Raw genomic sequence first — 25,723 nt, 5'->3', positions numbered from 1 at the left:
ACTGAGAGGGCGAGCCCGCTAAAGGAATAATCATTTCAACTAGGTGAGTGATATGGAACAGCAATACAAGACCGACGCTGAAATTTACGCGGTACTGGAGCGGGAGATCATCGACCTGACCCTGCGGCCGGGCAGTTCGCTGAGCGAGAACCCCCTCTGCGCACGCTTCGGGGCACCGCGTTCCATGATCCGGGTGGTGCTGCAGCGGCTGCAGGAGAACGGGCTGGTGAAGATCGTGCCCTACAAGGGTACCACTGTGACCCGGCTGAACCGGGAGATCGTGGATGAGCTCATCTACGAGCGCACCGCCGTGGAAGCCCGCGTCCTGCGGGACTTCTCGCCCAAGTGCACACCGGAGCAGCGGGCGCTCATCCGGCGGCGGGCCGATGCCTACGCCGCGCTGGCCCGTGCCGAAGAGATCGACTACAACAAGCTCTATGAGGCAGACCGCCTGCTCCACGAGACATGGTTTGCCGCCATGGGAAAAATGTATCTCTGGCGCACTTTACAGAACGCCCACGCCGATTACAGCCGCTTCCGGATGCTGGACACCATGACCAGCGGCGGGCTGGACGAGGTGATTGCCGACCACCAGAACATCATCGCCGCCATTGAGCGGTGTGATCTTGCCGCCTTTGAGCCGCTGGTGGAGCGCCACCTCTACGGCGGCATCCGGCGGCTTGGCTCCAGGCTCACCGGGGAATATGCCGACTACTTTGAGCCGGAAAAATAATGCTCCCCTTAAAAATGTTCCACGGGGAACAAAACCGGCACAGCGCCTGCCTGACGCTGTGCCGGTTTTCTTTGCCCGTTTTTTCAGAAGAACACCCCGGAGATGAAGATCTCCAGCCCAATGCCGATGAGGATGATACCGCCCAGCACAGAGGCCTTGCCGGAGAGCCTGGTGCCGAACTCTTTGCCGATGTGCAGGCCCGCCATACAGAGGAAGAAGGTGACGACGGCAATGATGCCGGAAGCTGCCAGCGCCATCAGCCAGCCATACTCCGCAATGGTAAAGCCCACCGAGAGGGCATCGATGCTGGTGGCCACGCCCTGCATAAAGAGGGCACCGGCACTCAGCGCGGCGGCTTCCTCGGTTTCCTCGCCCCGGATGCCCTCGATCAGCATCTTGCCGCCGATATAGCCCAGCAGGGCAAGGGCGATCCAGGGAATGAATGTTTCAAAGGAGGAGAACATCTCCACGATGGTATGGACGCAGACCCAGCCTGTCATGGGCATCACGGCCTGAAACACGCCAAAGGTGCCCGCAATGATGCACATCCTCTTTCGGGACATGCCGGGATCATGCAGACCGTTTGCCATTGAGACCGAAAACGCATCCATAGCAAGGCCCACGCCCAGCAGTGCACTGTTGAGAAAAAACAAAAAACTCCATTCCATAACTGAATGCCTCCTGAATCTGACCAAAATTACGGTGCGGCAAAAACAAAACCCGAGATCGGCGCGTGCACGTCCGGTCTCGGGTCATTTTTTACAAATGAACTCCATGTGTTGGGCGTGGTACTCCGCACCATAACACATGAGTCTCGCAAATGAAAGCAAGCCAGACAGCAGTGCTGTCATTGTGTTGACTTGCTGCGCCGTCTGCAAACAGCGCCTGCTACTCCCCCATGGGATTTTGTGATCGTTTCGTTAGTCTATCATATTTTCTGATAGAAGTCCAGGCTAACTCTTTTATTTTATCTGGCAGGAGAGGCTCAATCCTCAGCCGGTGCCTCGGAGGCAGATGCCTCATCGGCAGCTTCCATGGCAGCCAGCTGCTCTGCGGTGGGCTCATCGCCCTCCTCAGCCTCTACCGTCTCAGTCTGGGCTTCATCGTCGTGGTCGGTACGGGCCAGGACCATGACCTTATCATTCTCGCCCAGACGCATGACACGGACACCGGAGCCGTAACGGCTCTGCACCGGGATCTCATTGGCGTGCAGGCGGATGATGATGCCCTCCTGGCTGCTCAGCAGCACGTCATCCACATCGTCCACGATCTTGACCGCGGCGACCTTGTCCTTGGAGGCATCGTAGTTGCGGATGCCCTTGCCGCCGCGGGCGGTGATGCGGTAGGTGTCGATGTCGGACCGGCGGCCCTTGCCGTTCTCAGTCACGGTCAGGATGGTGGCGTTCTCACGGCAGATGCAGACACCCACGACCTCGTCGCCCTCGGCCAGCTTGATGGCGCGCACGCCGTGGCCGCTGCGGCCCATGGGACGGGCATCCTCCTCATTGAAGCGGATGGCCTGACCGTTGCGGGTGGCAACGATGAGCATATCGTGACCGGAGGTCAGTCTTGTCCAGGCCAGTGCATCCCCCTCGTTCAGGGCAATGCCGATCAGGCCGCTCTTGCGGATGTTGGCGTACTGCTCCAGCGGGGTGCGCTTGATGAGGCCCTGCTTTGTGACCATGGTCACGAAACCGCCCTCATTGGCCGTATCCTTGCTCTGGCAGAGCATGTTGGTGACCTTTTCGCCCTCGGCCAGCTGCAGCAGGTTCACGATGTTGGTGCCCTTGCTGGTGCGGCTGCCCTCGGCGATGGTGTAGCCCTTGATGCGGAACAGGCGGCCCTTATCGGTAACGAACAGAACATAATCATGGGTGGAGCCCACGAACATTTCCTGCACGATATCCTCTTCCTTGCGGGTCATACCGGAGATGCCGCGGCCGCCGCGCTTCTGGGCCTGATAAGTGGCCTTGAGCTGGCGCTTGATATAACCGGCCTCGGTCAGGGTATAAACGCACTGCTCCTCAGCGATCAGATCCTCGATATCCACCTCGCCGGTCACGGTCTCGATCTCGGTGCGGCGGTCATCGCCAAAGCGGCGCTTCATTTCCAGCAGCTCACTCTTGACGATCTCGAGCACGCGGGCATCATCGGCCAGGATCTCTTCCCAATCCCGGATCTTGGCGTTCAGGGAGCCCAGCTCTTCCTCGATCTTCAGGATCTCCAGACCAGCCAGACGGCCCAGCTGCAGCTTGACGATGGCATCTGCCTGCGGGTCATCAAAGCCGAACTGCTCCATGATGGCAGCCTTGGCCTCGCTCATGCCGCCCTTGCAGGCACGGATGGTGGCGATCAGCTCATCCACAATGTCGGTGGCCTTCTTCAGGCCTTCCAGAATATGGGCGCGTTCCCGGGCCTTTTTCAGGTCATACTGGGTGCGGCGGCGCACCACCTCGTCCTGGAACTCGACATACTTCTGGATCATCTGCTTCAGGGTCATCACCTTGGGCACCTTGTGGTCGATGGCCAGCATGATGACACCCACGGTATCCTGCAGCTGGGTGTACTGGTACAGCTGATTCAGGACGACCTGGGGGTTGGCATCCTTGCGCACATCGATCACGATGCGCATACCCTTGCGGTTGGTCTCATCGTTCAGGTCACTGATGCCCTCGATCCGCTTTTCCTTGACCAGGTCGGCAATGTTCTCAATGAGGCGTGCCTTGTTGACCATGTAGGGGATCTCGGTCACGATGATCTGGGCGCGGCCATTCTTCTTTTCCTCAATGGTGGCGCGGCCGCGCAGGGTGATCTTGCCGCGGCCGGTGGCATAGGCAGCACGGATGCCGCTGCGGCCCATGATGATGCCGGCGGTGGGGAAATCGGGGCCCTTGATGTGTTCCATCAGGCCGGGCAGGTCGATGTCCGGGTCCTCGATATAGGCCACACAGCCGTCAATGACCTCACTCAGGTTGTGGGGCGGAATGTTGGTGGCCATACCAACGGCGATGCCCTGACTGCCGTTGACCAGCAGGTTCGGGAAACGGCAGGGCAGAACGCTGGGCTCCTTCTTGGTCTCATCAAAGTTGGGGTCCCAGTCGATGGTATCCTTGTCGATATCGGTCAGCATCTCCACGGCCATGCGGCTCATGCGGGCCTCGGTGTAACGGTAAGCAGCCGGGGGGTCGCCATCCACAGAACCAAAGTTACCCTGACCATCCACCAGCGGGTAGCGCAGGGAGAAATCCTGTGCCAGACGGACCATGGCATCGTAAACGGATGCGTCGCCGTGGGGGTGGTAGGAACCCAGCACCGCACCGACGGTGTCGGCGGATTTGCGGTATGCATGGCTGGGGTCGTTGCCGCGCTCGTGCATGGTGTACAGGATGCGGCGGTGGACAGGCTTCAGGCCGTCCCGCACATCGGGCAGGGCACGGGACACGATGACTGACATGGAGTAGTCCAGGAACGCGGTCTCGATCTCCTTCTTGACATCGCGGATGATCTTCTTGGTACCGCTGCCCGGTATCATCACATAATCTTCTTCCATTGTTTCCTCCAATTACACATCCAGCTTCGCGTACTGGGCGTTGGTCTCGATAAAGCGGCGGCGGGGCTCCACCTGGTCGCCCATCAGGATGGTAAAGGCTTCATCGGCCTTCTCGGCATCCTCAATGGTGATCTGAACGATGACGCGGTTGTCGGGGTTCATGGTGGTCTCCCACAGCTGTTCGGGGTTCATCTCACCAAGGCCCTTATAGCGGTTGACCTTTGCGCCGGGCATCTCCTGCGAGAGGATGGCCATTTCAGCATCGTTGTAGGCGTACTTGATGGTGTTGCCCTTCTGCACCTTGAACAGGGGCGGCTGGGCGACATAGACATGGCCCTGCTCGATGAGGGGGCGCATATAGCGGAAGAAGAAGGTCAGCATCAGGGTGCAGATGTGAGAACCATCGACATCGGCATCGGCCATGATGAACACCTTATCATACCGCAGCTTGGAGATATCGAATTCCTCGCCGATGCCGCAGCCCAGAGCCAGCACCACGGGCATCAGCTTATCGTTTCCGTAGATGCGGTCCGCGCGGGCCTTTTCCACGTTCAGCATCTTGCCCCACAGGGGGAGGATGGCCTGAATGGCGGAGTCACGGCCCATCTTGGCAGAGCCGCCTGCAGAGTCACCCTCGACGATGAAGATCTCGGTGCGGGTGGGGTCTTTTTCACGGCAGTCGGCCAGCTTGCCGGGCATCCGGCTGGTCTCCAGCGCGCTCTTGCGGCGCACCAGCTCCCGGGCCTTTTTGGCAGCAGCACGGGCGCGGGCTGCCTGGGTGGCCTTTTCAAAAATGGCCTTTGCCACGCCGGGGTTCTCCTCAAAGAACTCCATCAGCTTGGTGTACACCATGTTGGAAACAAGGGTGCGGATCTCGGTATTGCCCAGCTTTGCCTTGGTCTGGCCCTCAAACTCCGCCTCCTGCAGCTTGACGGAGATGACGCAGATGAGGCCCTCGCGGACATCGGAACCGGAAAGGTTCTCGTCCTTATCCTTCAGCAGGCCGTGGCTGCGGCCGTAATCGTTGAACACACGGGTCAGGCTGGTGCGGAAGCCCTCTTCATGGGTGCCGCCGTCCGGGGTGTTGACGTTGTTGGCAAAGCTCAGCAGCAGCTCGTTGTAGCTGGAGTTATACTGCAGCGCGATCTCGGCCATGCCCCGCTCGGTCTGGCCCTTGAGGTAGATGACATTGGGGTGGAGCACCTCCAGATTGCGCTTTTCGCCCAGATAGGTGACAAAGCTCTTGATGCCGCCCTCATAGCACATGACCTCGGTGCGGTAGCAGGGGTCGCCCTCCTGGCCGTCCTCCAGAACGGGGGTATAGAGTTCCCGCTCATCGGTCAGGGTGATCTTGACACCGGCGTTCAGGAAGCTCTCTTCGCGCAGACGCTTTTCCAGCGTCTCGAAGTTATAGACGGTGGTGTCCTTGAACATCTCGGGGTCGGGCTTGAAGGTAACGCGGGTGCCGGTGACCCCCTCGGCCACCGTGCCCAGACACTTCAGGGGGCCGTCCGGGTCGCCGCGGCGGAAGGTCTGCTCGTATTCATGGCCGTCGCGGCGGACATTGACCGTCAGCCACTCAGAGCAGGCGTTGACCACGGACGCGCCGACACCGTGCAGACCACCGGCCACCTTGTAGCCGGAGTTCTCGCCGCCGAACTTACCGCCTGCGTGCAGGATGGTATAGACGACGGTGACGGCGGGCAGACCGGTATCGGCCTGGATATCCACGGGGATGCCGCGGCCGTTGTCGGTGACCTGAATGATGTTATTCTTTAAGATCTTGACCTCAATGTGGTTGCAGTAGCCAGCCAGCGCTTCATCAATGGCGTTGTCCACGATCTCGTAGACCAGATGATGCAGGCCCCGCTCACCGGTGGAGCCGATATACATGCCGGGACGCTTGCGCACGGCCTCCAGACCCTTCAGGACCTGGATCTCGCTGGCATTATACTCATGGTCGGTCGCGGTTTCCACATTGGTGCTGGTGATGATTTCCTCTGCCATATCCTTTCTCCCTTTACTTGATATTTTTTCAATCGATTGGATCGTTGTTGATTTTTTCAGAACGACATTTCGGTGCGCCGCTTCATGGCCGCGCTGGACAGCTCCGAAAGATAAACGGTGTCCACGGGGGCATCGGCCAGAACATAACACTGGGGAAGGTCATCCGAAAGGCTGACCACGGCCCCGTTCTTCTGGGCATAGTTGAGAAATTCCCGCCCCCGGGGGGAGACGGTGGTGGTCTCCAGATTGAAGATGCCGATGATATCACGGTCATTCAGGACATAGTCCCGGCCCAGATGGATATACATTGCGTATATTCTCCCGCAGGTGCAGGCTGCATATTCTGTCGCATTTTCCGCATTCTATGCAATGCAGTGATGCAACATTTTTCCATTTTAAATCTTGCTCAGGACACCGCCGTTCATGCGGTAGACCTCGCCATCCGTTTTCAGGAAAGCCGTATCGTCACAGCTGGTGACGAAGGTCTGCTTTTCCCGCATCCGGGTCAGCAGATACTGCTTGCGGCCATCATCCAGTTCACTGAGCACGTCGTCCAGCAAGAGGACGGGGTGCTCCCCGGTGATGGCGGCAGCGGCGGCGGCTTCGGCCATTTTCAGGCTGAGCACCACACTGCGCTGCTGCCCCTGGCTGGCAAACACTCTGGCGGGCTGGCCGTCCAGCAGCAGCTCCAGATCTTCCCGGTGGGGGCCGCACAGGCTCTGCCCGGCTCGTACTTCCTCGTTCTGGCGGGCTTTGAGCAGGGCTGCCAGACCACCCGGCTCAAACTGGGCGGCATACCGCAGCTCCATCCGCTCCGCCCCATGGGAAAGCTCCTCGTAATTGGCACAGGCCAGCGGGGCCAGCCGTTCCAGATAGGCCCGCCGCCGCTGCTGGATGGCTTCCCCCTGCGCGGCAAGCTCGGTGTTCAGCACCTCGAGCAGGGCCATTTTTTCGGCGTAGGGACGTTCTTGCCCGGCAGGGGAGCGGCGCAGCAGAGCGTTTTTCTGCTGCAGGGCCCGCAGATAGCGGCGGTACACGGTCAGGTAGCCGGGGTAGAGCTGGCAGAGGGCGGCATCCAGAAATTTGCGCCGCCCCTCGGGCGCTCCCTTGACCAGACTCAGGTGGCCGGGGTCAAACACGACAGCCGGAAAACTGCCGGCAAGCCCTGCTGCCCGCCTGGGGGCTGCCCCGTTCACCGAGGCGTACCGCCCGGGCCGCTGGGAATCCGGGGTGCCCACCGTCAGCCGGACACGGTTCGGCTCGTCAGGCTCCTGTTCCTCCTGCTGTGCCCGGAGCGTGGAGGCTTCCAGCACGGCAAAAGGCTCCCCCCGCCGCACCAGCTCTGCATCCTTGCCGCCCCGGAAGCTCTTGCCGCCGGTCAACAGCCAGATGGCCTCCAGCAGGTTGGTCTTGCCCTGGCCGTTGTTGCCGCAGATCACGGTCAGCTCCCGGCCCGGGGTCAGGCTTGCCGATGCGATATTGCGGTAATTCGTTACTTCTAAGGAAAGCAGGCGCATGGTTTACTGGCCCTGTCCCACTTCCACGGTCTGGCCGTCCAGCTCGATGACATCCCCGGCGCGGCACTTTTTGCCCCGCATGGTGCAGACCTCACCGTTTACCTTGACAGCACCGCCCTGCACCAGCTCCTTGGCTTCGCCGCCGGTCTCACACAGACCCGCATATTTCAGCAGGGCATCCAGCTTGATAAATTCCGTATGGATGAGAATTTTTTGCATTTTTATGCCTCTCAATCATTCTTGAAGCGGACAGGCAGGACCAGATACAAAAAGTCGCTGCCCTCGGTAGGCAGAACCTTGACCGGGCTCAGCGGGCCGCTGATCTCCAGCTTGACCTGCTCGGTGCGGGCGTTGCGCAGGGCATCCAGCAGATAGCGGTTGTTGAAACCGATCTCCACCTCATCGCCCTCGCACTGCGCGTTGAATTCATCCACCACGCGGCCCAGATTGGTCTGGCAGCGGACCACCACTTTACCCTCTGTAAAACTGATGCGGAGGGGATTTTTTAAACGCTCTGTAATGATCAGGGAGGCGCGCTCGATGGTCTCGATAAATTCCTTGGTGTCCAGAACCACGCTGGTGCGGCTGCCATTGGGGATCACGTTGTGGTAGTTGAGGAATTCGCCCTCGATCAGGCGGCTCATAATGGTGTAGCCGGCGGTGGTGAACACCACATAGCGGCGGTTTGCGGAGATGTGCACGGTCTCCTCGTCGTCGTTGGCCAGCAGGTGGGAGACCTCGTTCATGGTCTTGCTGGGCACGATGATACGGATCTCCTTTATGGCTTCCACCGGCCGCTCCACAATGGCCAAACGGTAGCCGTCCAGCGCAACAACGGTCAGCTTATCCGGCGAGATCTCAAATAATTCACCGGTATGTGCAGGTTTTTTCTCATCCTGACTGACGGCGTACAGGGTGCGCTCGATCATATCACGGAGCACGCCGGTCTTGATGTTCAGAGTCTCCTCGGCCCCGGTGTTGGGCAGCTCGGGGAAATCGGTGGGGTTCATAGACTGGATCTCGAACTGTGCCACACCGCTCTGGATGGTGGTTTTCCCATTTTCAGCAGACTGGATGTTGATCTGGCCGGAAGGCATCCGGCTGACCATGCTGCTGAGCAGCTTGGCGTTCAGCACCACCTCGCCGGGCTCTTTGACATTGGCATCAATGGTGGTCACGATGCCCATTTCCAGGTCGTAGCCGGTCAGGGTGAGCTGGAAGCCTTCGGCTTTCAGCAGGATACCCTCCAGTACCGGGATGGTGGAGCGCAGGGTAACAGCTTTGGAAACGCCGTCAATAGCTGCACTCAGCAGGGTCTTATCGCAGATGATGTTCAATTGTGCGTCTCTCCTTATTTTGGATTCAAGTTTTGAGGTTCTTTCTCCCATAAAACAGGGACAAAACCTCCAAATCTATATTGAACTTGTTGTAGTATTCGTAGTAGGGGCTGGGGAAGATGTGGAAAAGTCGGAAAATGTGTGGAATGGTGCGGCTCCGTGGTTTTCCACCGGCTTGTGAATGCAGTGTGAAAGGTTTGTGGAAAGGGCTGGAGCTGCTTTTCTTTCCACGGCGGGTGTGCAAAACAGAAGTTGAATGTTGAAAACTCGGTGGAAAGAGTGGAGAACTTTGTCGTCTGAACACAATATCTTGTTCTGTTTTCCCGGATTCCCCTGCATTTCTCCCCATATTTGGGGTTTTATCCCCTGTGAGAGTATGACTTTTGCCCCTGTTTTCCCGTCAGGCCTTGACGTTCTTGATGATGTCGCTGACGGTTTCGCGCAGGTGCTGGTCGTTCTTCATGTCCCGCTCCATGGTCTTGAGGGAGTAGACGATGGTGGAGTGGTCACGGCCCGAGAACTCCCGGCCGATCTCCTCCATGCTCATGCCGGTGACTTCGCGCAGGATATAGATCGCCACGCGGCGGGCGGATGCAACGTTGGCGTTCCGCTTGGTGCCCCGGATGTCGGCAGGGGAGACGTTGAAGGTGCGGGAGACCTCGCCCACGATCTTCTCGATGGTCACGGGCACGGGCTGGGTCTCGTTGAGGATGTCCTTGATGGCATTCTGTGCCACGCTGATGACAGGCTGGATGCCCTCCAGCATGTAGTAGGCGTTCAGCTTTTTCACTGCGCCCTCCAGCTGGCGGATGTTGTTTTTCAGGTGGTTGGCGATGAATTCCGCCACGTCCTCGGGCAGATCCAGGTGGAGCAGCTCGGCCTTGCGCTTGACGATGGCCACGCGGGTCTCGAAATCAGGCGGCTGGACATCGGCGGTCAGGCCCCATTCAAAGCGGGTGCGCAGGCGCTCTTCCAGGCTCTTGATCTCCTTGGCCGGGCGATCAGAGGCAATCACGATCTGCTTGTGGGCATCGTGCAGGGAGTTGAAGGTGTGGAAAAACTCCTCCTGGGTGGATTCCTTGCCGGCGATGAACTGGATATCGTCCACCAGCAGCAGGTCGGCCACGCGGTACTTCATCCGGAAGTCCTCGGTGCTGCCGGCGCGGATGGCGGCGATCAGCTCGTTGGTGAACTGCTCGCAGGTAACGTACATGATAACAAAATCGGGGTGGGTGCGCTTGATCTCGGTCTGGATGGCCGTGAGCAGATGGGTCTTGCCCAGACCGGAGCCGCCGTAGATGAACAGCGGGTTATAGGCTCCGGAGGGGTTGGCCGCAACCGCCTGCGCCGCAGCAAACGCAAACTGGTTGGAGGGACCCTTGATGAAGTTCTCGAAGGTGAACTCGTAATTGCCCTGGGGCGAGGCGGGGTTTGCCTCGTACTGCTGGGCCAGCACCACCTCATGGGGCGGGGTGCTGGGCACCACCAGCGTGATGTCCACGTCAAAGCCCAGCACGGTCTTAAAGGCCTCTTTCAGCAGGCCGAGGTAGCGGTCGGTGACGATCTTGCAGATGAAATCGTTGCGCACCGACAGGGTGATATGGCTCGAGTCCTCAAAGCTGATGGGCTCAAGTCCGTCGATGTAGAGATTATAGGTCGGCTCGGCCATCTGCGTTTTGCAGTATGCCTGGGCGGCCTCTAAAACGTCCTTGAAAGAATCCATAAAACATCCACTCCATTGAATTGGTCGAAGTTTTCAACAATGCTGCTGATACCCCGTTAGTATACCACAAAAATCTCCCTGCGTCTATATTCTATAATGTAATTTATAATACATAAGAAAAGACGCTCCATCGTGCCCTCGCGGCTCTTGTGTCCAAGGCGGTTTTTGGCCACAAGATATGGTGGAAGAAAAGTTTTCCACGGAGAACCGGTGAAAAAGTTGAAAGCTTTTTCACAAAGAAATTTGAAAAAAGTTTGCTGGAAAGTGAAAAAAATGCTTGACAGAAGGGGATAGTGTGCGATATACTGTTGAATTGCAAGCCTGTCCCCAATTTGGGACCAGAAATACCCCATTACCGGGGACGAGTTTTTACGGAGGATACAACCATGAAGAGAACTTTTCAGCCCAAGAAGCGTCATCGCAAGGAAGTTCATGGCTTTCTGACCCGCATGAGCACCAAGAACGGCCGCAAGGTCATCAATGCTCGCCGTGCTAAGGGCCGCAAGAGCCTGACCGTCTGATCCCGCTTTGCCAGGGATCCGGCGCAGAATTGAACATGCGCACAAAAGACTGCTGATCCAGAATTGGCGGTCTTTTTCTTATTTTGGACGTTCTGCGCGCGGAATGACTAAAAATTTGGCAAAAGATTTGGCACAAAAAACGCCCGGACAGCCTTTTCATGTCGGCGTTTTTTTGCTATACTGAATTTTGAACTTTGCCTTTAGGGAAGTTCTGCGATTTTTTAACCGAAAAGGAGGCGACGGAGCAGTGCGCTATCGTCCCATCCGCCGCAACAGCGAGTTTGGCCGCGTGTATGCCCGCGGCAAGTCCTATGTGAACCCGGCGCTGGTGCTGTATGTGCTCAAGACCCGCGGCAAAAAGACCCGCGTGGGCCTGACAGCCACCAAAAAGATCGGCCATGCCGTCCAACGCAACCGCGCCCGCCGCGTGATGAAGGCTGCCATTGATGAGCATCTGGATCAGAACATCGGCGGCTATGATCTGGTGTTCGTGGCCCGGGGCATGACCCCCCGCCTGAAGAGCTGGCAGCTCAGCGAAGTGGTGGCCAGGCTCTTTGCCCAGGCTGGCCTGCCCGACAAGGCAAAGCAGCCTGGCGCAAAGCCCCCTGCCACGGTCCCGCCCGCAGACCGGGCCGCAAAACAGTGAATCCTGTCTCCCGCGTCTGCCGGAACGCGCTCTGTGCGCCCATCCGGTTCTACCAGCGCTTTGTCAGCCCGGGGCTGGGCCGCAACTGCCGCTTTACCCCCACCTGCAGCCAGTATGGCATAGAAGCCATCCAGACCCATGGCTGCATCAAGGGCTTGCTGCTTACCGCCTGGCGCATCGCCCGGTGCAACCCGCTTGGCCGGTGGGGCTTTGACCCGGTGCCGCCCAAAGGCCGCTGGGTGAGCAAGGAGAGAAAGCTATCTCCGGCAAAGCTGTTCCGGGGGCGGCACGGTTAAGCAGCGTGCTTATGATACACGGCTCCTTTGTACAACCTCTCCGTCATTGCTTCGCAATGCCACCTCCCCTGGTAGGGGAGGCTTTGGCAGCCCGATCCAGTTGACGGTTTTGCCAAGGGCTCCCCTATTAGGGGAGCTGGCAACGCCGCAGGCGTTGACTGAGAGGTTTAATCCGTTCTTTTGCTTCTTGTGACGCTCCGCACTGTGGGCGGGGTGTCCTTCTCATAAAAATCTAAACGTCCCGCACCACAGGCGGGGCAGAATGGACGAAACTATGAATCCTTTGTACATCCTGGGCTGGCCCTTGGGCTATGTAATGGAGTGGATCTACAAGCTGATCCCCAACTACGGCTGGGACATCATCCTGTTCACCCTGCTCATCACCGTGATCAAGATCCCCCTCCAGCTCAACCAGCAGAAGAGTATGGCCCGCATGAGCGCTTTCCAGCCCATGGTGGCCGAGATCCAGAAGAAGTACCGCGACAAGCCCGAAAAGCAGCAGGAAGAGCTGATGAAGCTGCAGGAGCAGGGCTACAAGCCCACCGCAGGCTGTATGCCCATGCTGGTCAACTTCCTGGTCATGTTCGGCGTTATCGAGGTGGTGTACCGCCCGCTGCAGCGCATCTTCCACATTGGTGCCGATGCCCTGACCGCCGCAGGTGAGGCCCTGACTGCCATGGGCATCAGCTTTACCACCGTGACCCGCGACACCAACATCATTGCACAGGTCATTGCAGGCGAGAGTACCGTCTCCTCCTGCTTCACCCCGGATCAGGTGGCTACCATCACCGAGTTCGGCCAGCACATGGATTTCTTTGGCATCGACCTGACCCGTGTGCCCCAGTACAGCCTGGCTGCAGAGAACCTGCCCCTGCTGATCCTCCCGGTCCTGGCGATCGTGACCATGTTCCTGTCCACCCACATCAGCATGAAGGCCAGCGGCCAGGAGATGCAGGGCAGCATGAAGCTGACCATGTATATGATGCCGCTGATGTACGTCTTCTTCTGCTTCACCGTGCCCAGCGCTTTCTCTCTGTACTACGTTGTTTCCAACATTCTGATGACCGTGCAGAGCCTGTTGATGAAGAAGATCTACGACCCTGAGAAGATGAAGGCAGAGGTCGCCGCCGAGATGGCTGCCCGCAAGAAGGAGCAGAAGCGTGGTGTAAAGAGCACCACCATCAAGGTCACGGATGAAAAGACCGGCGAGGTCGTAGAGAAGAATATCTCCGCCAGCGAAATGAACAAGCGCCGCCTGGAGTATGCCCGCAAGCTGGATGAGGAGCGCTATAAGGACGAGCGCACCGTTCCGCTGAGCGAGCTGGAAAACAAAAAGGAGGATTGACGGTTATGATCCGTACTCAGGAAGCGACCGGCAAGACGGTCGATGAAGCACGCGCAAAAGCCTGCGCCCTGCTGGGCGTGCAGGCCGACGACCTGAATGTGAGCTATGAAGTGCTCGAAATGCCCCAGAAAACCGGTTTTCTGGGCCTGAAGACCACCCCTGCCAAGGTGCGTGTGAGCGTGGAAGAGCCCGATGCCCCGGCCGCTCCCGTGGTGGAGGAGAAGGTGGAGCCTGAGGTGAAGCCTGTTGTGGAGGAAGCTCCCGCTGAGGAACCCAAGGCCGAGGAGCCGGCCGCTGCCCCTGTGGCAGAGGAGGCCGCTCCCGTTGAGGAGACTGCAGCCCCCGCCGCCGAAGATGAGGAGCCGGAAGTTCCCATCAACATCGAAGAGAACGCCAAGGTCAAGGCCGCTGTGGACTACCTGAAGGAAGTCATTGCCCTGATGGGCGTGGAGAATGTCACCTTCAGCGCCGTGCAGAAGGGCGAGGCCACCATCATCCGTCTGGATGGCGAGAAGCTGGGTGCCCTGATCGGCCGCCGCGGCGAGACCATGGAGAGCCTGTCCTATCTGGCAAGCCTGGTGGCCAACCGTCTGGAAGGCGATTACATCAAGCTGGGCCTGGATGTGGCCGGCTACCGCGATAAGCGTGAAAATGACCTGACCGTGCTGGCACAGCGCATTGGCAACAAGGTGCGCAAGACCGGCCGCAGCTTTGCCATGGAGCCCATGAACCCCTACGAGCGCCGCATCATCCACTCTGCCATCGGCAAGATGGAGGGTGTGCGCAGCGAGAGCAAGGGGGAAGGCCGTGACCGCCGTGTGGTCATCTACTCCACTGCTCCCGATGCCCAGACCGACAACACCTATGGCGAGCGCCGCCCGCGGGGCAATGGCCGCCGCCCCGGCGGCAACCGCAATGGCGGCTTCCGCGGCGGACGTGGCAGCAGCTCCCGGAATGGCGGTCCCCGCAATGGCCGCCCCGCAGGCAGCCGCGGTCCCCGTCCTTCCAGCGTGCCCGAGCGCACCTATGCTCCCCGTGACGCAGAAACTGCCGCACCCGTGGCACCCAAGCGCACCGAGCGCGTGGATGATTTTGCCGATTTCAGCTTTGGCAAGATCGAGCTGTAAACTCCGCTGAGTTTTGCACAATGCTGCCCCCTTCCGGTGGAAAACTGGAAGGGGGCTTTTTGTCTCTTTCCTTTTTCGTCGCTTCGTGATACAATAATTCTGATTTGAGAGCGGAGGGAGAGCACCAACATGGAACATTCAACGATCGCGGCCATTGCAACCGCGCCCGGCGCAGGCGGCATTGCCGTGGTGCGTCTTTCCGGCCCGGAGAGCTATGCCGTGGCGGCAAAGGTGTTCTGCCCGGCCAACCCGGCAAAGCGGGTAGAAGATGCCAAGGGCTACACCGCTCTGTTTGGGCATTTCATGGAAGGGGAGGAAGCCTTTGACGAGGGCGTGGCCCTCTTCTTCCGGGCACCCCACAGCTACACCGGCGAGGATGTGGTGGAGCTTTCCTGCCACGGCGGCAGTGCGGTGGCCCGGCGGCTGGTGGAAAGCTGCATCGCAGCCGGTGCCGCCCCCGCCGCCCCCGGCGAGTACACCCGCCGTGCCTTCCTCAACGGCAAGCTGGGGTTGACCCAGGCCGAGGCCGTTATGGACCTGATCTCTGCCGATGGCAGACAGGGTGCGGCGCTGGCCAATGCCTCCCTGAACGGCGCGCTGGCGAAGAAGATCGGGGCTGAAAAGGATGCCCTGACCGCCCTGCAGGCCCATCTGACTGCCTGGGTGGATTTCCCCGAGGAGGACGTTCCCGCACTGGAGGATGCCCAGCTGGTATCCACCCTGACTGCCGTGAAGGGAGAGCTGGACACCCTCATCCGGAATTATGATGCCGGTGCTGTCCTGCGGGAGGGTGTGGACTGTGCCATCGTGGGGCGGCCCAATGCGGGCAAGTCCACCCTGCTCAATCTGCTGGCCGGGTTCGACCGGGCCATCGTCACCCCCGTGGCGGGCACCACCCGGGATGTGGTGGAGCAGGCCGTCCGGCTGGGGGACATCCGGCTGAACCTGTTCGACACGGCCGGTCTGCGGGAGACCGAGGATGCGATCGAGGCCGAAGGCATCCGCCGCAGCTGGAAAAAGCTGGAAGAGGCGGGACTGATCCTGGCGGTGTTCGATGGCTCTGAGCCCCTGACCCGGGAGGATCTTGCGCTGGCGCAGCGGTGTGCCGGCCGCCCGGCCATTGCACTGGTCAACAAAGAGGACAAGCCCACTCAGTTTGACGCAGAGATCATTGCAGGCGATTTTGCCATGGTGATCCCGGTCTGCTGCCAGGAAGAGGGGAGCCGCAGGGTGATCGCCGCTGCCGTTGCCCGCCTGCTGGGCACCAACAACATCGACCCCCACGCTGCCAGCCTCTCGGGCCAGCGCCAGCTTGCCGCCGCCACCCGCGCGCGGGATGCAGTGGCCGGTGCGCTGGATGCGGTCAGCGGCGGGTTCGGGCTGGATGCCGTATCGGTCTGTGTGGACGATGCGCTGGATGCTCTCTGTGACCTCACCGGCGAAAATGCGTCGGAGAATGTCATCAATGAAGTGTTTGAGCGGTTCTGCGTGGGGAAGTAACGGAGGGCAGCCCGTCTGGCAGCTTTCTCCTCGGACACGAAACGGGCCATTCCATCGCCCGCCCTATTGCCTGCGGCAACAGGGTCCCACCCCAGCGGACGGTCCTCGGAGAAACTTCCAGCCGCTCTGCCGGGTAACAGCAGATTGAACCATAGAGGAAAGTATAGGAAAAGTATGAATCATCTTGGAGATTACGATGTGATCGTAATAGGCGCGGGCCACGCTGGCATTGAAGCGGCCCACGCTGCTGCCACGCTGGGTGCCAAAACGGCGGTGTTTACCATGAGTCTGGATGCCATTGGCAACATGCCCTGCAATCCCAGCATCGGCGGAACTGCAAAAGGAACGTTGGTACGCGAATTGGATGCGCTGGGCGGTGTGATGGGCCTTGCGGCAGATGCCACCTACCTGCAGAGCCGGATGCTGAACAAGGGCAAAGGCCCTGCCGTTCATGCCCTGCGCGTTCAGACCGACCGCAAGCGCTACCACGAATATATGAAGCACGCCCTTGAACTCACGCCCGGCCTTGCCATCCATCAGGCCGAGGTGGTGGGCATTGAGGTGGAGAACGGCCATGTCAAGGGCGTTGTGACCCAGCTGAATGGGGAGTACAGGGCAAAGTGTGTGGTCATTGCCACGGGCACCAATCTGGGTGGAAAGATTTTTGTCGGTGATGCGTGGTATGCTTCCGGCCCTGACGGGATGCACGCCGCCAATGCCCTGACCGAAAGCCTGAAAGCCGCCGGTCTGCCCCTGCGGCGGTTCAAGACCGGTACCCCTGCCCGCGTCCACCGGAGAAGCATCGACTTCTCCAAGCTGGAGTGCCAGCCCGGCGACCCGGACAGTGAACTTCAGCCCTTCAGCTTTCTGACGGATGCACCCATGCACAACAAAGTCGAGTGCTGGATCGCCTACACCAACCCCGAGACCCACCGGATCATTCTGGACAACATCCAGCGCAGCCCGCTCTATGGCGGCATGATCGAGGGGGTTGGCCCCCGGTACTGCCCCTCCATTGAGGATAAGGTGGTGCGCTTTGCGGGCAAGGACCGGCACCCCATCTTTGTGGAGCCCTGCGGAGAGAACACAGAGGAGATGTATCTGCAGGGGGCGTCCAGCAGCCTGCCTGAGGATGTGCAGAACGCCTTTTACCGGAGCATTCAGGGGTTTGAACACATTGAGATCATGCGCCCAGCCTACGCCATCGAGTATGACTGCGTAGACCCGACCAGCCTGGAAGCCACGCTGGAGAGCAAGGTGGTGCGGGGCCTGTATGGTGCAGGCCAGTTCAACGGCACCTCCGGCTACGAGGAAGCCGCCGCCCAGGGTCTGCTGGCAGGTCTGAACGCCGCCCGCAGTGCAAAAGGGGAGAGCCAGCTGATCCTGGAGCGTCAGACCAGCTATCTGGGCACGCTGGTGGATGACCTTGTCACCAAGGGGGTCATGGACCCTTACCGCATGATGACTAGCCGGAGCGAGTACCGCCTGACCCTGCGGCAGGACAACGCCGATCAGCGGCTGACCCCCATTGGCCGGGAGTATGGTCTGGTGCAAGATGACCGCTGGGCAAAATACCAGCACACCCAGAGCATTCTGGCGGCGGAGCGCCGCCGCCTGCACGAGACCCACCTGCGCACTGCTGACCTGCGCGCTGCCATGGAAGCAGCCGGGCTGCCCCCTGCCGCGGAGGGCGGCATTGCCGAAGAACTGCTCCGCCGCCCCGAGATCAGCTATCCGCTGTTGGCGGGTGTGATCGGCTGGGGCGAGGGCATCACCCCCATGCTGGCCGAGCGGCTGGAGACCGAGATCAAGTACGCAGGCTACATTGCCCGGCAGGATCGGATGATCCGTGACGTGGCCCGCCACGAAAAGACCCTGATCCCCGCAGATTTTGAGTATGCTGACCTGACCGGCCTGACGCTGGAGGCCCGTGAGAAGCTGACCCGCATCCGCCCGAAGAATCTGGGGCAGGCGGGCCGCATCCCCGGCGTTTCGCCCTCCGATGTGGCGCAGCTGAGCATTGCTTTAACAGTCAGAGAGAAAACCTGATGCACTGACGGAGAGGTTGGACGAAGGAGGGCAGAACCTCTGTACAACCTCTCAGTCGCCTGCGGCGACAGCTCCCCTGATAGGGGAGCCATTGATAAAAAGAGAAAAGAATTGCCTCAAACGAAAAGGGACAGATAAATGATCGACAAGAACAGATTAGAGCAAAAATGTTCCATGTGGAACATTGCGCTGACCGGGGACCAGCTGGACCAGCTGGATGCCTTTGCGCAGATCCTGGTGGACTATAACCAGAAGGTCAATCTGACCGCCATCACCGATCCAGAGGGCATTGAGGACAAGCACTTCCTCGACAGCCTGCTGTTTGCCAGCCAGCCCGAGGTGGCAGGGAAGATGGTGGACGTGGGTGCCGGTGCCGGATTCCCGGGCATCGTGACAAAGATCTACAAGCCCGAGCTGGAGCTGACCCTGATGGAGCCCACCGGCAAGCGGGTGGAGTTCTTGAAGTATGCCTGCGCTCAGCTGGGCCTGACCGGGGTGGAGTTTGCCAAGGAGCGCGCCGAGGAAGCCGCCCGCAAAGCATGGCGGGAGCAGTTTGATCTGGCCTCTGCCCGTGCGGTGGCGGCTCTGCCCATGCTGGCCGAGTACTGCTTACCGCTGGTCAAGGTGGGCGGCAGCTTTCTTGCCATGAAAGGCGCTTCCGGCGAGGAGGAGCTGGCTGCGGCCCGCGGTGCCATCCGGAAGCTGGGCGGCGAGTACAAGGAGACCCGTACCCTGCATCTTCCGGGCGGCGATACCCGCACCCTCATCCTCTGCAAAAAGATTTCGCAAACTCCGACAGCCTACCCCAGAAACGGTGGAAAGATCGCAAAATCTCCGCTGAAATAACGCAAAACCGCAAGATAAATGCCAAGCCCTGCCGAACGATTCTTCTGGCAGGGCTTTTTGATTTCTGGTACACTGGAACTGCAATGAGTGAGTTTTCCACTGTTTCCCGGGAAACGGTGGAAAACTGTGTCACATTTCAGCGAAAGGGGAAAGAATCATGTTTGAATGGAAGAAATCTGCCGGAAAGATCTACACCCTGCCTGTGGAAAGCATCCATCCCTCGCCGTTTCAGGCCCGGACTGTTTTTGATGAAAAGGAGCTGGCGGGGCTGGCCCAGAGCATCCGGGAAAACGGCCTGCTTCAGCCCATCTCGGTGCGGAAGGTCGAGGGTGGTTACGAGCTGGTGGCAGGGGAGCGGCGGCTCCGCGCCTGCAAGCTGGCCAAGATGGAGACCATCCCGGCCATCCTCTGCGACTGCGGCGACCAGCGGACGGCGGCTCTGGGTCTGCTGGAAAACATCCAGCGGGAAGACCTGAACCCCTTTGAGCAGGCGCAGGGCCTGCGGGATGTGATCGCCCTTTGGGACTGCACCCAGGCCGAGGCGGCCAAGCGGCTGGGCATGGCACAGCCCACCCTTGCCAACAAGCTGCGGCTGCTGCAGCTGACCACCGACCAAAGGCAGTTCGTGTTGGACAATGGCCTGACCGAGCGCCACGCCCGGGCTGTCCTGCGCCTGCCCGAGAACCGGCGGAGCGAAGCTCTTATCACCATTGCCAAGCGGCGGATGAATGCCCGGCAGACCGACCTGTACATTGAACAGCTGCTCAATGCCGCCGCCCCGGGCAGGCACCGCATCTCCATGGTCAAGGATGTGCGCATCTTTGTCAACACCATCGACCATGCCATCCGGCTGATGACGGACAACGGTGTGCCTGCTACGGCCCACAGGGAAGAGCGGGACGGCTATATCGAATACACGGTGCGCATTCCAACCGCAGCCGCGCAAAGATAAAACGCATCGCAATTTTCACAAAAAATGCAATTCCACAGGGTTTTTACGCAAAATAATCAGGAAACAGGTTCAAAAAGCCGCGCTGATGTGCTATACTAGTCTTTAAAGGGGCCTTGCTGGTGGGAAAACAGCGGGGCCCGGCCTCGAATGTTCCACGTGGAACAAATAATTTTCCCGGGAGGAAACAAAGAGCGTGGCTAAAATCGTTGCAATTGCAAACCAAAAAGGCGGCGTGGGCAAGACCACCACGGCCGTGAACCTTTCGTCCTGCGTTGCGGCTCTGGGCAAAAAGACGCTCATCGTCGATCTGGACCCGCAGGGCAATACCACCACCGGTTACGGCATTCCCAAGCGGAGTGTCGATGTGGGTACTTATGAGCTGCTGATCGGTGAGGCGGAGGCAAAGGATGCCATCCGCAAGACCGAGTTCCGCACCGATGTCATCGGTTCCAACACCCGGCTTGCGGGTGCGGGTCTGGAAATGATCGATCTGCCGGGCCGCGAAAGCCGCCTGCGCAAGGCGCTGGCCTCAGTGCAGAAGGATTACGACTTCATCTTTGTGGACTGCCCGCCCAGCCTGGATCTGCTCACCCTGAACGGTCTGTGCGCCTGTGACAGCGTGCTTATCCCTATCCAGTGTGAGTATTACGCACTGGAGGGCCTGTCGGAGCTCATCAGCACCCTCAAGACCATCCGCAAGAAGTACAACCCCTATCTGGACATCGAGGGCGTGGTGTTCACCATGTTCTCCGGGCGGTTCAACCTGACGCTGCAGGTGGTGGATCAGGTCAAAAAGTATTTTGGCACCAAGGTCTACAAGACCACCATCCCGCGCACCATCCGCATCTCGGAAGCGCCCAGCTACGGTCAGCCCATCAATTTCTATGAGCCCAAGGGCAAGGGCAGCGAGGCCTATATGGATCTCGCCATTGAGTTCGTAAAGAACAACCGCCCGCATGAACCGGCACGCCGCCGCACAAAAGGGAACAGTGCCCCCGCCGAGCAGAAAAGCGCACTGGAACAAGTGAAGCGGGGGGAAGCGTAACCTATGGCAAAAAAAAGAGGAGGACTGGGCCGGGGCCTGGAAAGTCTGTTTGAGGACACAGCCCCCAGCTTTGAGTCCGATAACCGGATCGAGACGCTGCCCCTGCGGGAGATCGAGCCGGACCCGGCTCAGCCCCGCAAGACCTTTGATGAGGAAACGCTGGCAGAGCTGGCGGCCAGCATCTCAGAGCACGGTTTGCTGCAGCCCATCGCGGTGCGGCCCCACGGGGTAGACCGCTATCTCATCGTGGCCGGTGAGCGCCGCTGGCGTGCCTGCCGGATGGCGGGCCTGACCGAGGCTCCTGTCGTCGTGAAGGATGTCACGGATGAGCAGGCCATGGAGCTGGCGCTGGTGGAAAACCTTCAGCGCGAGGATCTGGACCCGGTGGAAGAAGCACTGGGCATCCGGGAGCTGATGACCCACTGTGACCTGACCCAGGAGCAGGCCGCCCGCAAACTGGGCAAGAGCCGCAGTGCGCTGGCCAACAGCCTGCGTCTGCTCAACCTGCCCGAAACGGTGCTGGAGCTGCTGAAGAGCGGTTTCCTCACCACGGGCCACGCAAAGGTGGTGTTAGGCCTGCCCACCCCGGAGCTGCAGGAGCAGGCGGCACAGATCATTGCCGACCATGAGCTGAATGTCCGGCAGGCAGAGGCCCTGTGCAAGAAGCTGGCCAAGCCCCCCAAAGAGCCTGTGGAGCCTGTCCCGCGCGGCACCCTGCCTGTGGAGGTGGAGGAGAGCCTGAAGCAGGCGCTGGGCAGTGAGGTCAATGTGGCCTACCACGATGGCAAGGGCAAGCTGACCGTCCATTTCTACTCGGATGAGCAGCTGAAGGCTTTTGCAAACTTATTAGGGCAATATCAGGTTGAGGATTAAACCTCTCCGCCATTGTTGTTGCCCAGTAGGAGAGGCCTTGGCAGCCGATGGAAGCTTTTCGTATACGCCAGAAGCTCCCCTGCTAGGGGAGCTGGCGGGCGCAAGCCCGACTGAGAGGTTGTACGAAGGCAAGCCTGCCCGAGAAGAAAAACATAGCGATCTAAGGCGCACGCCGCCTTTGAACGGCATGGGAAAGGGCCCACCCGCCCCATGCGAACCGAAATAGAGTAAGGAGAGTAAATCATGCTTGATATCAAATTTGTCCGTGACAACCCGGATGCTGTCAAGGAAAACATCAAGAAGAAGTTCCAGGATGCCAAGCTCCCTCTGGTGGATGAAGTCATCGAGAAGGACGCAAAGTACCGCGAGTGCCTGAAGGAAGTTGAGAGCCTGAAGGCTGCCCGCAACAAGCTGAGCAAGGCCAACGGCCCCCTGTTCGGTCAGCTGAAGAAGTGCACCGATGAGGCCCAGAAGGCCCAGCTGCAGGCACAGATCGATGCCAACAACGCCGCCGTCAAGGCCGATGCGGACAAGATGGCAGAGCTGGAAGCCGAGGAAGCCAAGCTGGCTGACCGCATCCAGGAGATCATGTACACCATCCCCCAGATGATCGACCCCAGTGTGCCCATCGGCCCCGATGACACCTACAACGTGGAGGCTCAGCGCTTTGGCGAGCCTGTGGTGCCCGATTTCCCCATCCCGTACCACACCGAGATCATGGAGAGCTTTGACGGCATCGATATGGATGCTGCTGGCCGCGTTGCCGGCAATGGCTTCTACTACCTGCTGGGCAACATTGCCCGCCTGCATGAGGCTGTGCTGGCTTATGCCCGCGACTTTATGATCGACAAGGGCTTCACCTATGTCATTCCTCCCTTTATGATGCACGGCAACGTGGTGCAGGGCGTGATGTCCTTCCCCGAAATGGATGCCATGATGTACAAGATCGAGGGCGAGGATCTGTACCTGATCGGCACCAGTGAGCACACCATGATCGGCCGCTTCATCGACCAGACCCTGGACGAGGCCACTCTGCCCCTGACCCTGACCTCCTACAGCCCCTGCTTCCGCAAGGAGAAGGGCGCACACGGCATCGAGGAGCGCGGCATCTACCGCATCCATCAGTTCGAGAAGCAGGAGATGATCGTGGTCTGCCGCCCCGAGGAGAGCGCCGACTGGTACGAGAAGCTCTGGAAGAACTCCGTGGAGCTGTTCCGCAGCATGGAGATCCCCGTGCGCCAGCTGAACTGCTGCTCCGGCGATCTGGCTGACCTGAAGGTCAAGAGCTGCGATATCGAGGCCTGGAGCCCCCGCCAGCAGAAGTACTTCGAGGTCTGCTCCTGCTCCAACCTGGGCGATGCACAGGCACGCCGCCTGCACATCCGCGTCAAGGGCAAGGACGGCAAGAGCTATCTGGCCCACACCCTGAACAACACCTGCGTGGCTCCTCCGCGTATGCTGATCGCCTTCCTGGAGAATCATCTGCAGGCCGATGGCTCCGTGACCATCCCCAAGGTGCTGCAGCCCTACATGGGCGGCCTGGAAGTTATGGTTCCCACCCACAAGAAGGGCTGAGCCTGAGCTTTTCCACAAAGCACTCATAAAATGTTGAAAACCCCGCCGTCCGCGTGATGCAGACGGCGGGGTTTTGTTGTGTAGAAAAACAAAAAGAAAAAAGCTCCTGATTTTTTCAATCAGAAGCTTTTTGGTGACCCGTACGGGAATCGAACCCATGTTACAGCCGTGAAAGGGCCGTGTCTTAACCGCTTGACCAACGGGCCTCAAAAACACAGAGCTTCGCTAAAACCTCCGACATCCATCATCCACTACTGCGGACGACCGTCCCCCTTATCTTAGCGAAACTCTGTAACGTGGTAGCGGTAACTGGATTTGAACCGGTGACACTTCGGGTATGAACCGAATGCTCTAGCCAACTGAGCTATACCGCCATATTTATTTTGTGCACTTGAACAGTGCTTTATTATTATAGCCAATCGGCCGCGATTTGTCAACAATTATTTCGCAAAAATTCAAAGATTTCTGAAATATCTCCTTCCGTGGCATAAAAAAGACGCTGTAACAGAAAAAACGTTACAGCGTCTTGCGTAAATCATTCCCGATATTTCTCCATCATTTCCTTGAACAGCACTGCCGGAGAGGGCGGCGTGTAGGTAATGGCGTTGGCACCCGCCGCAATGGTGGCGGAAATGCTCTCGCCGGTCTTGCCGCCGCTGGCGATGATGGGCACATCCGGGAACTGCTCCCGGATCTTTGCCACCACCCGGGGCGTGTCGGTGCTGCAGGCCACATTCAGGATGGATGCCCCGGAATCAATGCGGCTCTGGATGTTGGTGTCCTCTTTTGTCACTGTGATGATGACCGGGATGTCCACCACCCGCGAAACCGCCAGCAGGTTCAGGTCAGAGATGGGGGAATTGAGCACCACGCCCATGGCACCCTGGCTCTCCACGTCGCGGGCAAGGTTCAGGGTGCGCACGCCGTGGGTGGTGCCGCCGCCCACACCGCAGAACACCGGGATGTAGGATGCCTTGATGATGGCATCGCTGATGGCCTGCTGGGGCGTGAAAGGATAGACCGCGAACACCGCGTCCGCGTCGCAGTTGCGGATGATGGCAAGGTCGGTGGTGAATACAAAGCTTTTCAGCCGCCGCCCGTTGATGACGATGCCGCTGGCGGCATACACCTCCTGGGGCATTTTCAGGATGTTGTGGCGCAGGCGGCTCTCTACGTTGGGGGAAGTTTTCTTTTCAGCTGCCATGGGCAAGTCCTCCGTTTCTCAATTGTTTCAAATAGGAACTATATTATAGGAAAACAGGGGAGTTTATGCAAGAAACATCCTGTGAACAGTCTGCAAATAAAAATCGACCCTCTCCGTCCGTGCTTCACAGCACCGGAGAGGGTCGTTCCTTTAATGTGTTCTAACGTATTCTAAAATATCCTCAGGCACGCCGGCCAGTGCATCGGCTCCGGCAGCAGTCAGCTCTGCGCGGCCCCGGAAGCCCCACAGCGCCCCCATGGCAGGCAGACCGGCATTGTGCCCGGTCAGGATATCTACATCGCTGTCGCCCACAAACAGGGTGCTGGCAGGGTCTGCGTGCAGGTCCTGCATCAGGCTGTAAACACCGGTGGGGTCGGGCTTGGTGGGCACGCCCGGGCGGCTGCCCCGCACCAGAACAAACCGACCTGCCCCGAAATAATGCTCGATGATCTTGCCGCACAGCGGGTCAGCCTTGTTGGAGAACACCGCGCACTGCACGCCTGCGGTGTTCAGCGCGTCAATGAGGGCAGCAATGCCCGGGTAAGGCGCGGTCTTGTCCTCCTTGTGGGCATCGTACCGGGCGGTAAACTCCGCCAGCGTAGCGGCCAGCTGCTCCGGTGTGCGGGCACCGGCGGGCGAAAACCGCTCCACGAGCTTCGGGATGCCGTTGCCCACCATGTGCTTGAACTGCTCCACCGTAAACTCCGGCCACCCATGCTGTGCACACACCCAGTTGCCTGCATCAGCCAGGTCGTCGATGGTGTTCAGCAAAGTGCCGTCTAAATCAAATAATACCGTATGAATCATAACAATTTTACTTCTCCTAAGAACAAATAGCTTTATCTTTATGCCAAGGGCTCCCCCTATTGGGGGAGCT

General features: G+C 59.3%; 23 protein-coding genes and 2 tRNA genes. 13 read left to right on the top strand and 12 right to left on the bottom strand.

Annotation, left to right across the window (positions count from 1 at the left end):
• Positions 1-52 precede the first annotated feature (52 nt).
• Complete coding sequence (locus J3353_RS05625) at positions 53-733, top strand: GntR family transcriptional regulator (protein WP_207684362.1); 681 nt, start codon at positions 53-55, stop codon at positions 731-733.
• Between the two features lie 83 nt (positions 734-816).
• Here the strand turns inward: J3353_RS05625 and J3353_RS05620 are convergent, their stop codons facing one another.
• The 8 genes from J3353_RS05620 to dnaA form a co-directional block, all read right to left on the bottom strand.
• Positions 817-1,401 carry a manganese efflux pump gene (locus J3353_RS05620; protein ID WP_156074230.1) on the bottom strand — a complete coding sequence of 195 codons (585 nt, stop codon included), beginning with the start codon at positions 1,399-1,401 and terminating at the stop codon, positions 817-819.
• Positions 1,402-1,718: 317 nt separating this feature from the next.
• The gene (gene gyrA, locus J3353_RS05615; protein ID WP_005929111.1) at positions 1,719-4,283 is read right to left on the bottom strand and encodes a DNA gyrase subunit A; all 2,565 of its coding nucleotides are present in this window, start codon (positions 4,281-4,283) and stop codon (positions 1,719-1,721) included.
• A 12-nt stretch (positions 4,284-4,295) separates the two neighbouring features.
• Positions 4,296-6,290 (bottom strand): DNA topoisomerase (ATP-hydrolyzing) subunit B, encoded by a 1,995-nt coding sequence (gene gyrB, locus J3353_RS05610; protein ID WP_005929115.1) that lies wholly within the window; start codon positions 6,288-6,290, stop codon positions 4,296-4,298.
• Positions 6,291-6,346: 56 nt separating this feature from the next.
• Positions 6,347-6,598, bottom strand: coding sequence for an extracellular matrix regulator RemB (gene remB / locus J3353_RS05605; protein ID WP_005929118.1), 252 nt, complete (start codon positions 6,596-6,598; stop codon positions 6,347-6,349).
• An 87-nt stretch (positions 6,599-6,685) separates the two neighbouring features.
• Positions 6,686-7,807, bottom strand: coding sequence for a DNA replication/repair protein RecF (locus tag J3353_RS05600; RefSeq protein ID WP_097769896.1), 1,122 nt, complete (start codon positions 7,805-7,807; stop codon positions 6,686-6,688).
• Positions 7,808-7,810: 3 nt separating this feature from the next.
• On the bottom strand, positions 7,811-8,026 hold the full coding sequence (locus J3353_RS05595) for an RNA-binding S4 domain-containing protein (protein WP_005937022.1): 216 nt from the start codon (positions 8,024-8,026) through the stop codon (positions 7,811-7,813).
• Positions 8,027-8,037: 11 nt separating this feature from the next.
• Entirely contained in the window at positions 8,038-9,144 is a 1,107-nt protein-coding gene (gene dnaN / locus J3353_RS05590; RefSeq protein ID WP_097773091.1) for a DNA polymerase III subunit beta, read from the bottom strand.
• Between the two features lie 400 nt (positions 9,145-9,544).
• The gene (gene dnaA / locus J3353_RS05585; protein WP_005929139.1) at positions 9,545-10,867 is read right to left on the bottom strand and encodes a chromosomal replication initiator protein DnaA; all 1,323 of its coding nucleotides are present in this window, start codon (positions 10,865-10,867) and stop codon (positions 9,545-9,547) included.
• A gap of 386 nt (positions 10,868-11,253) precedes the next feature.
• Between dnaA and rpmH the strand changes: the two genes are divergently transcribed.
• From rpmH to serS, 12 genes are all read left to right on the top strand, one after another.
• Complete coding sequence (gene rpmH / locus J3353_RS05580; protein WP_005929142.1) at positions 11,254-11,388, top strand: 50S ribosomal protein L34; 135 nt, start codon at positions 11,254-11,256, stop codon at positions 11,386-11,388.
• Positions 11,389-11,635: 247 nt separating this feature from the next.
• Positions 11,636-12,034 (top strand): ribonuclease P protein component, encoded by a 399-nt coding sequence (gene rnpA, locus J3353_RS16570; RefSeq protein WP_035393239.1) that lies wholly within the window; start codon positions 11,636-11,638, stop codon positions 12,032-12,034.
• Complete coding sequence (gene yidD / locus J3353_RS16465) at positions 12,031-12,330, top strand: membrane protein insertion efficiency factor YidD (protein WP_207684361.1); 300 nt, start codon at positions 12,031-12,033, stop codon at positions 12,328-12,330. The genes rnpA and yidD overlap by 4 nt, the downstream gene beginning before the upstream one ends.
• Positions 12,331-12,592: 262 nt before the next feature.
• Positions 12,593-13,675: a YidC/Oxa1 family membrane protein insertase gene (locus J3353_RS05565; RefSeq protein WP_117505974.1), complete on the top strand. Its 1,083-nt coding sequence runs from the start codon at positions 12,593-12,595 to the stop codon at positions 13,673-13,675.
• 5 nt (positions 13,676-13,680) lie between these two features.
• Positions 13,681-14,802 carry an RNA-binding cell elongation regulator Jag/EloR gene (gene jag / locus J3353_RS05560; RefSeq protein WP_207684360.1) on the top strand — a complete coding sequence of 374 codons (1,122 nt, stop codon included), beginning with the start codon at positions 13,681-13,683 and terminating at the stop codon, positions 14,800-14,802.
• A gap of 129 nt (positions 14,803-14,931) precedes the next feature.
• Complete coding sequence (gene mnmE, locus J3353_RS05555; RefSeq protein WP_207684359.1) at positions 14,932-16,302, top strand: tRNA uridine-5-carboxymethylaminomethyl(34) synthesis GTPase MnmE; 1,371 nt, start codon at positions 14,932-14,934, stop codon at positions 16,300-16,302.
• 174 nt (positions 16,303-16,476) lie between these two features.
• Positions 16,477-18,351: a tRNA uridine-5-carboxymethylaminomethyl(34) synthesis enzyme MnmG gene (gene mnmG / locus J3353_RS05550; protein ID WP_207684358.1), complete on the top strand. Its 1,875-nt coding sequence runs from the start codon at positions 16,477-16,479 to the stop codon at positions 18,349-18,351.
• A 138-nt stretch (positions 18,352-18,489) separates the two neighbouring features.
• The gene (rsmG, locus tag J3353_RS05545) at positions 18,490-19,197 is read left to right on the top strand and encodes a 16S rRNA (guanine(527)-N(7))-methyltransferase RsmG (RefSeq protein ID WP_207684357.1); all 708 of its coding nucleotides are present in this window, start codon (positions 18,490-18,492) and stop codon (positions 19,195-19,197) included.
• A 157-nt stretch (positions 19,198-19,354) separates the two neighbouring features.
• Positions 19,355-20,149, top strand: a complete 795-nt coding sequence (locus tag J3353_RS05540) for a ParB/RepB/Spo0J family partition protein (RefSeq protein ID WP_207684356.1) — start codon at positions 19,355-19,357, stop codon at positions 20,147-20,149.
• Positions 20,150-20,342: 193 nt separating this feature from the next.
• Positions 20,343-21,194, top strand: a complete 852-nt coding sequence (locus J3353_RS05535; protein WP_207684355.1) for a ParA family protein — start codon at positions 20,343-20,345, stop codon at positions 21,192-21,194.
• 3 nt (positions 21,195-21,197) lie between these two features.
• Positions 21,198-22,067, top strand: a complete 870-nt coding sequence (locus J3353_RS05530; protein ID WP_207684354.1) for a ParB/RepB/Spo0J family partition protein — start codon at positions 21,198-21,200, stop codon at positions 22,065-22,067.
• A gap of 243 nt (positions 22,068-22,310) precedes the next feature.
• Complete coding sequence (serS, locus tag J3353_RS05525) at positions 22,311-23,642, top strand: serine--tRNA ligase (RefSeq protein ID WP_156062311.1); 1,332 nt, start codon at positions 22,311-22,313, stop codon at positions 23,640-23,642.
• Between the two features lie 131 nt (positions 23,643-23,773).
• On the opposite strand, the gene J3353_RS05520 is transcribed toward serS, so the two are convergent.
• From J3353_RS05520 to J3353_RS05505, 4 genes are all read right to left on the bottom strand, one after another.
• Positions 23,774-23,848: transfer RNA gene (locus tag J3353_RS05520), tRNA-Glu, on the bottom strand.
• 91 nt (positions 23,849-23,939) lie between these two features.
• Positions 23,940-24,016, bottom strand: a tRNA-Met gene (locus J3353_RS05515).
• Between the two features lie 161 nt (positions 24,017-24,177).
• A complete protein-coding gene (locus J3353_RS05510) occupies positions 24,178-24,846 on the bottom strand; it encodes a hydrolase (protein WP_097769909.1) in 669 nt (222 codons plus the stop codon).
• Between the two features lie 150 nt (positions 24,847-24,996).
• The gene (locus J3353_RS05505) at positions 24,997-25,653 is read right to left on the bottom strand and encodes an HAD family hydrolase (RefSeq protein ID WP_207684353.1); all 657 of its coding nucleotides are present in this window, start codon (positions 25,651-25,653) and stop codon (positions 24,997-24,999) included.
• Positions 25,654-25,723 lie beyond the last annotated feature (70 nt).

Origin of the sequence: Faecalibacterium sp. Marseille-Q4137, from assembly GCF_017377535.1 — a bacterium.
In the GTDB taxonomy this organism is placed as follows: Bacteria; Bacillota; Clostridia; order Oscillospirales; family Ruminococcaceae; genus Faecalibacterium; species Faecalibacterium duncaniae.
Note: the sequence above shows the minus strand (reverse complement) of the source record. Positions and strands in the feature narration are given on the sequence as shown.

Coding starts and splice junctions, on each gene's coding strand:
- J3353_RS05625 (WP_207684362.1), top strand. CDS start 53: ATGGAACAGCAATACAAGACCGACGCTGAAATTTACGCGGTACTGGAG.
- J3353_RS05620 (WP_156074230.1), bottom strand. CDS start 1,401: ATGGAATGGAGTTTTTTGTTTTTTCTCAACAGTGCACTGCTGGGCGTG.
- gyrA (WP_005929111.1), bottom strand. CDS start 4,283: ATGGAAGAAGATTATGTGATGATACCGGGCAGCGGTACCAAGAAGATC.
- gyrB (WP_005929115.1), bottom strand. CDS start 6,290: ATGGCAGAGGAAATCATCACCAGCACCAATGTGGAAACCGCGACCGAC.
- remB (WP_005929118.1), bottom strand. CDS start 6,598: ATGTATATCCATCTGGGCCGGGACTATGTCCTGAATGACCGTGATATC.
- J3353_RS05600 (WP_097769896.1), bottom strand. CDS start 7,807: ATGCGCCTGCTTTCCTTAGAAGTAACGAATTACCGCAATATCGCATCG.
- J3353_RS05595 (WP_005937022.1), bottom strand. CDS start 8,026: ATGCAAAAAATTCTCATCCATACGGAATTTATCAAGCTGGATGCCCTG.
- dnaA (WP_005929139.1), bottom strand. CDS start 10,867: ATGGATTCTTTCAAGGACGTTTTAGAGGCCGCCCAGGCATACTGCAAA.
- rpmH (WP_005929142.1), top strand. CDS start 11,254: ATGAAGAGAACTTTTCAGCCCAAGAAGCGTCATCGCAAGGAAGTTCAT.
- J3353_RS05565 (WP_117505974.1), top strand. CDS start 12,593: ATGGACGAAACTATGAATCCTTTGTACATCCTGGGCTGGCCCTTGGGC.
- jag (WP_207684360.1), top strand. CDS start 13,681: ATGATCCGTACTCAGGAAGCGACCGGCAAGACGGTCGATGAAGCACGC.
- mnmE (WP_207684359.1), top strand. CDS start 14,932: ATGGAACATTCAACGATCGCGGCCATTGCAACCGCGCCCGGCGCAGGC.
- mnmG (WP_207684358.1), top strand. CDS start 16,477: ATGAATCATCTTGGAGATTACGATGTGATCGTAATAGGCGCGGGCCAC.
- rsmG (WP_207684357.1), top strand. CDS start 18,490: ATGATCGACAAGAACAGATTAGAGCAAAAATGTTCCATGTGGAACATT.
- J3353_RS05540 (WP_207684356.1), top strand. CDS start 19,355: ATGTTTGAATGGAAGAAATCTGCCGGAAAGATCTACACCCTGCCTGTG.
- J3353_RS05530 (WP_207684354.1), top strand. CDS start 21,198: ATGGCAAAAAAAAGAGGAGGACTGGGCCGGGGCCTGGAAAGTCTGTTT.
- serS (WP_156062311.1), top strand. CDS start 22,311: ATGCTTGATATCAAATTTGTCCGTGACAACCCGGATGCTGTCAAGGAA.
- J3353_RS05510 (WP_097769909.1), bottom strand. CDS start 24,846: ATGGCAGCTGAAAAGAAAACTTCCCCCAACGTAGAGAGCCGCCTGCGC.
- J3353_RS05505 (WP_207684353.1), bottom strand. CDS start 25,653: ATGATTCATACGGTATTATTTGATTTAGACGGCACTTTGCTGAACACC.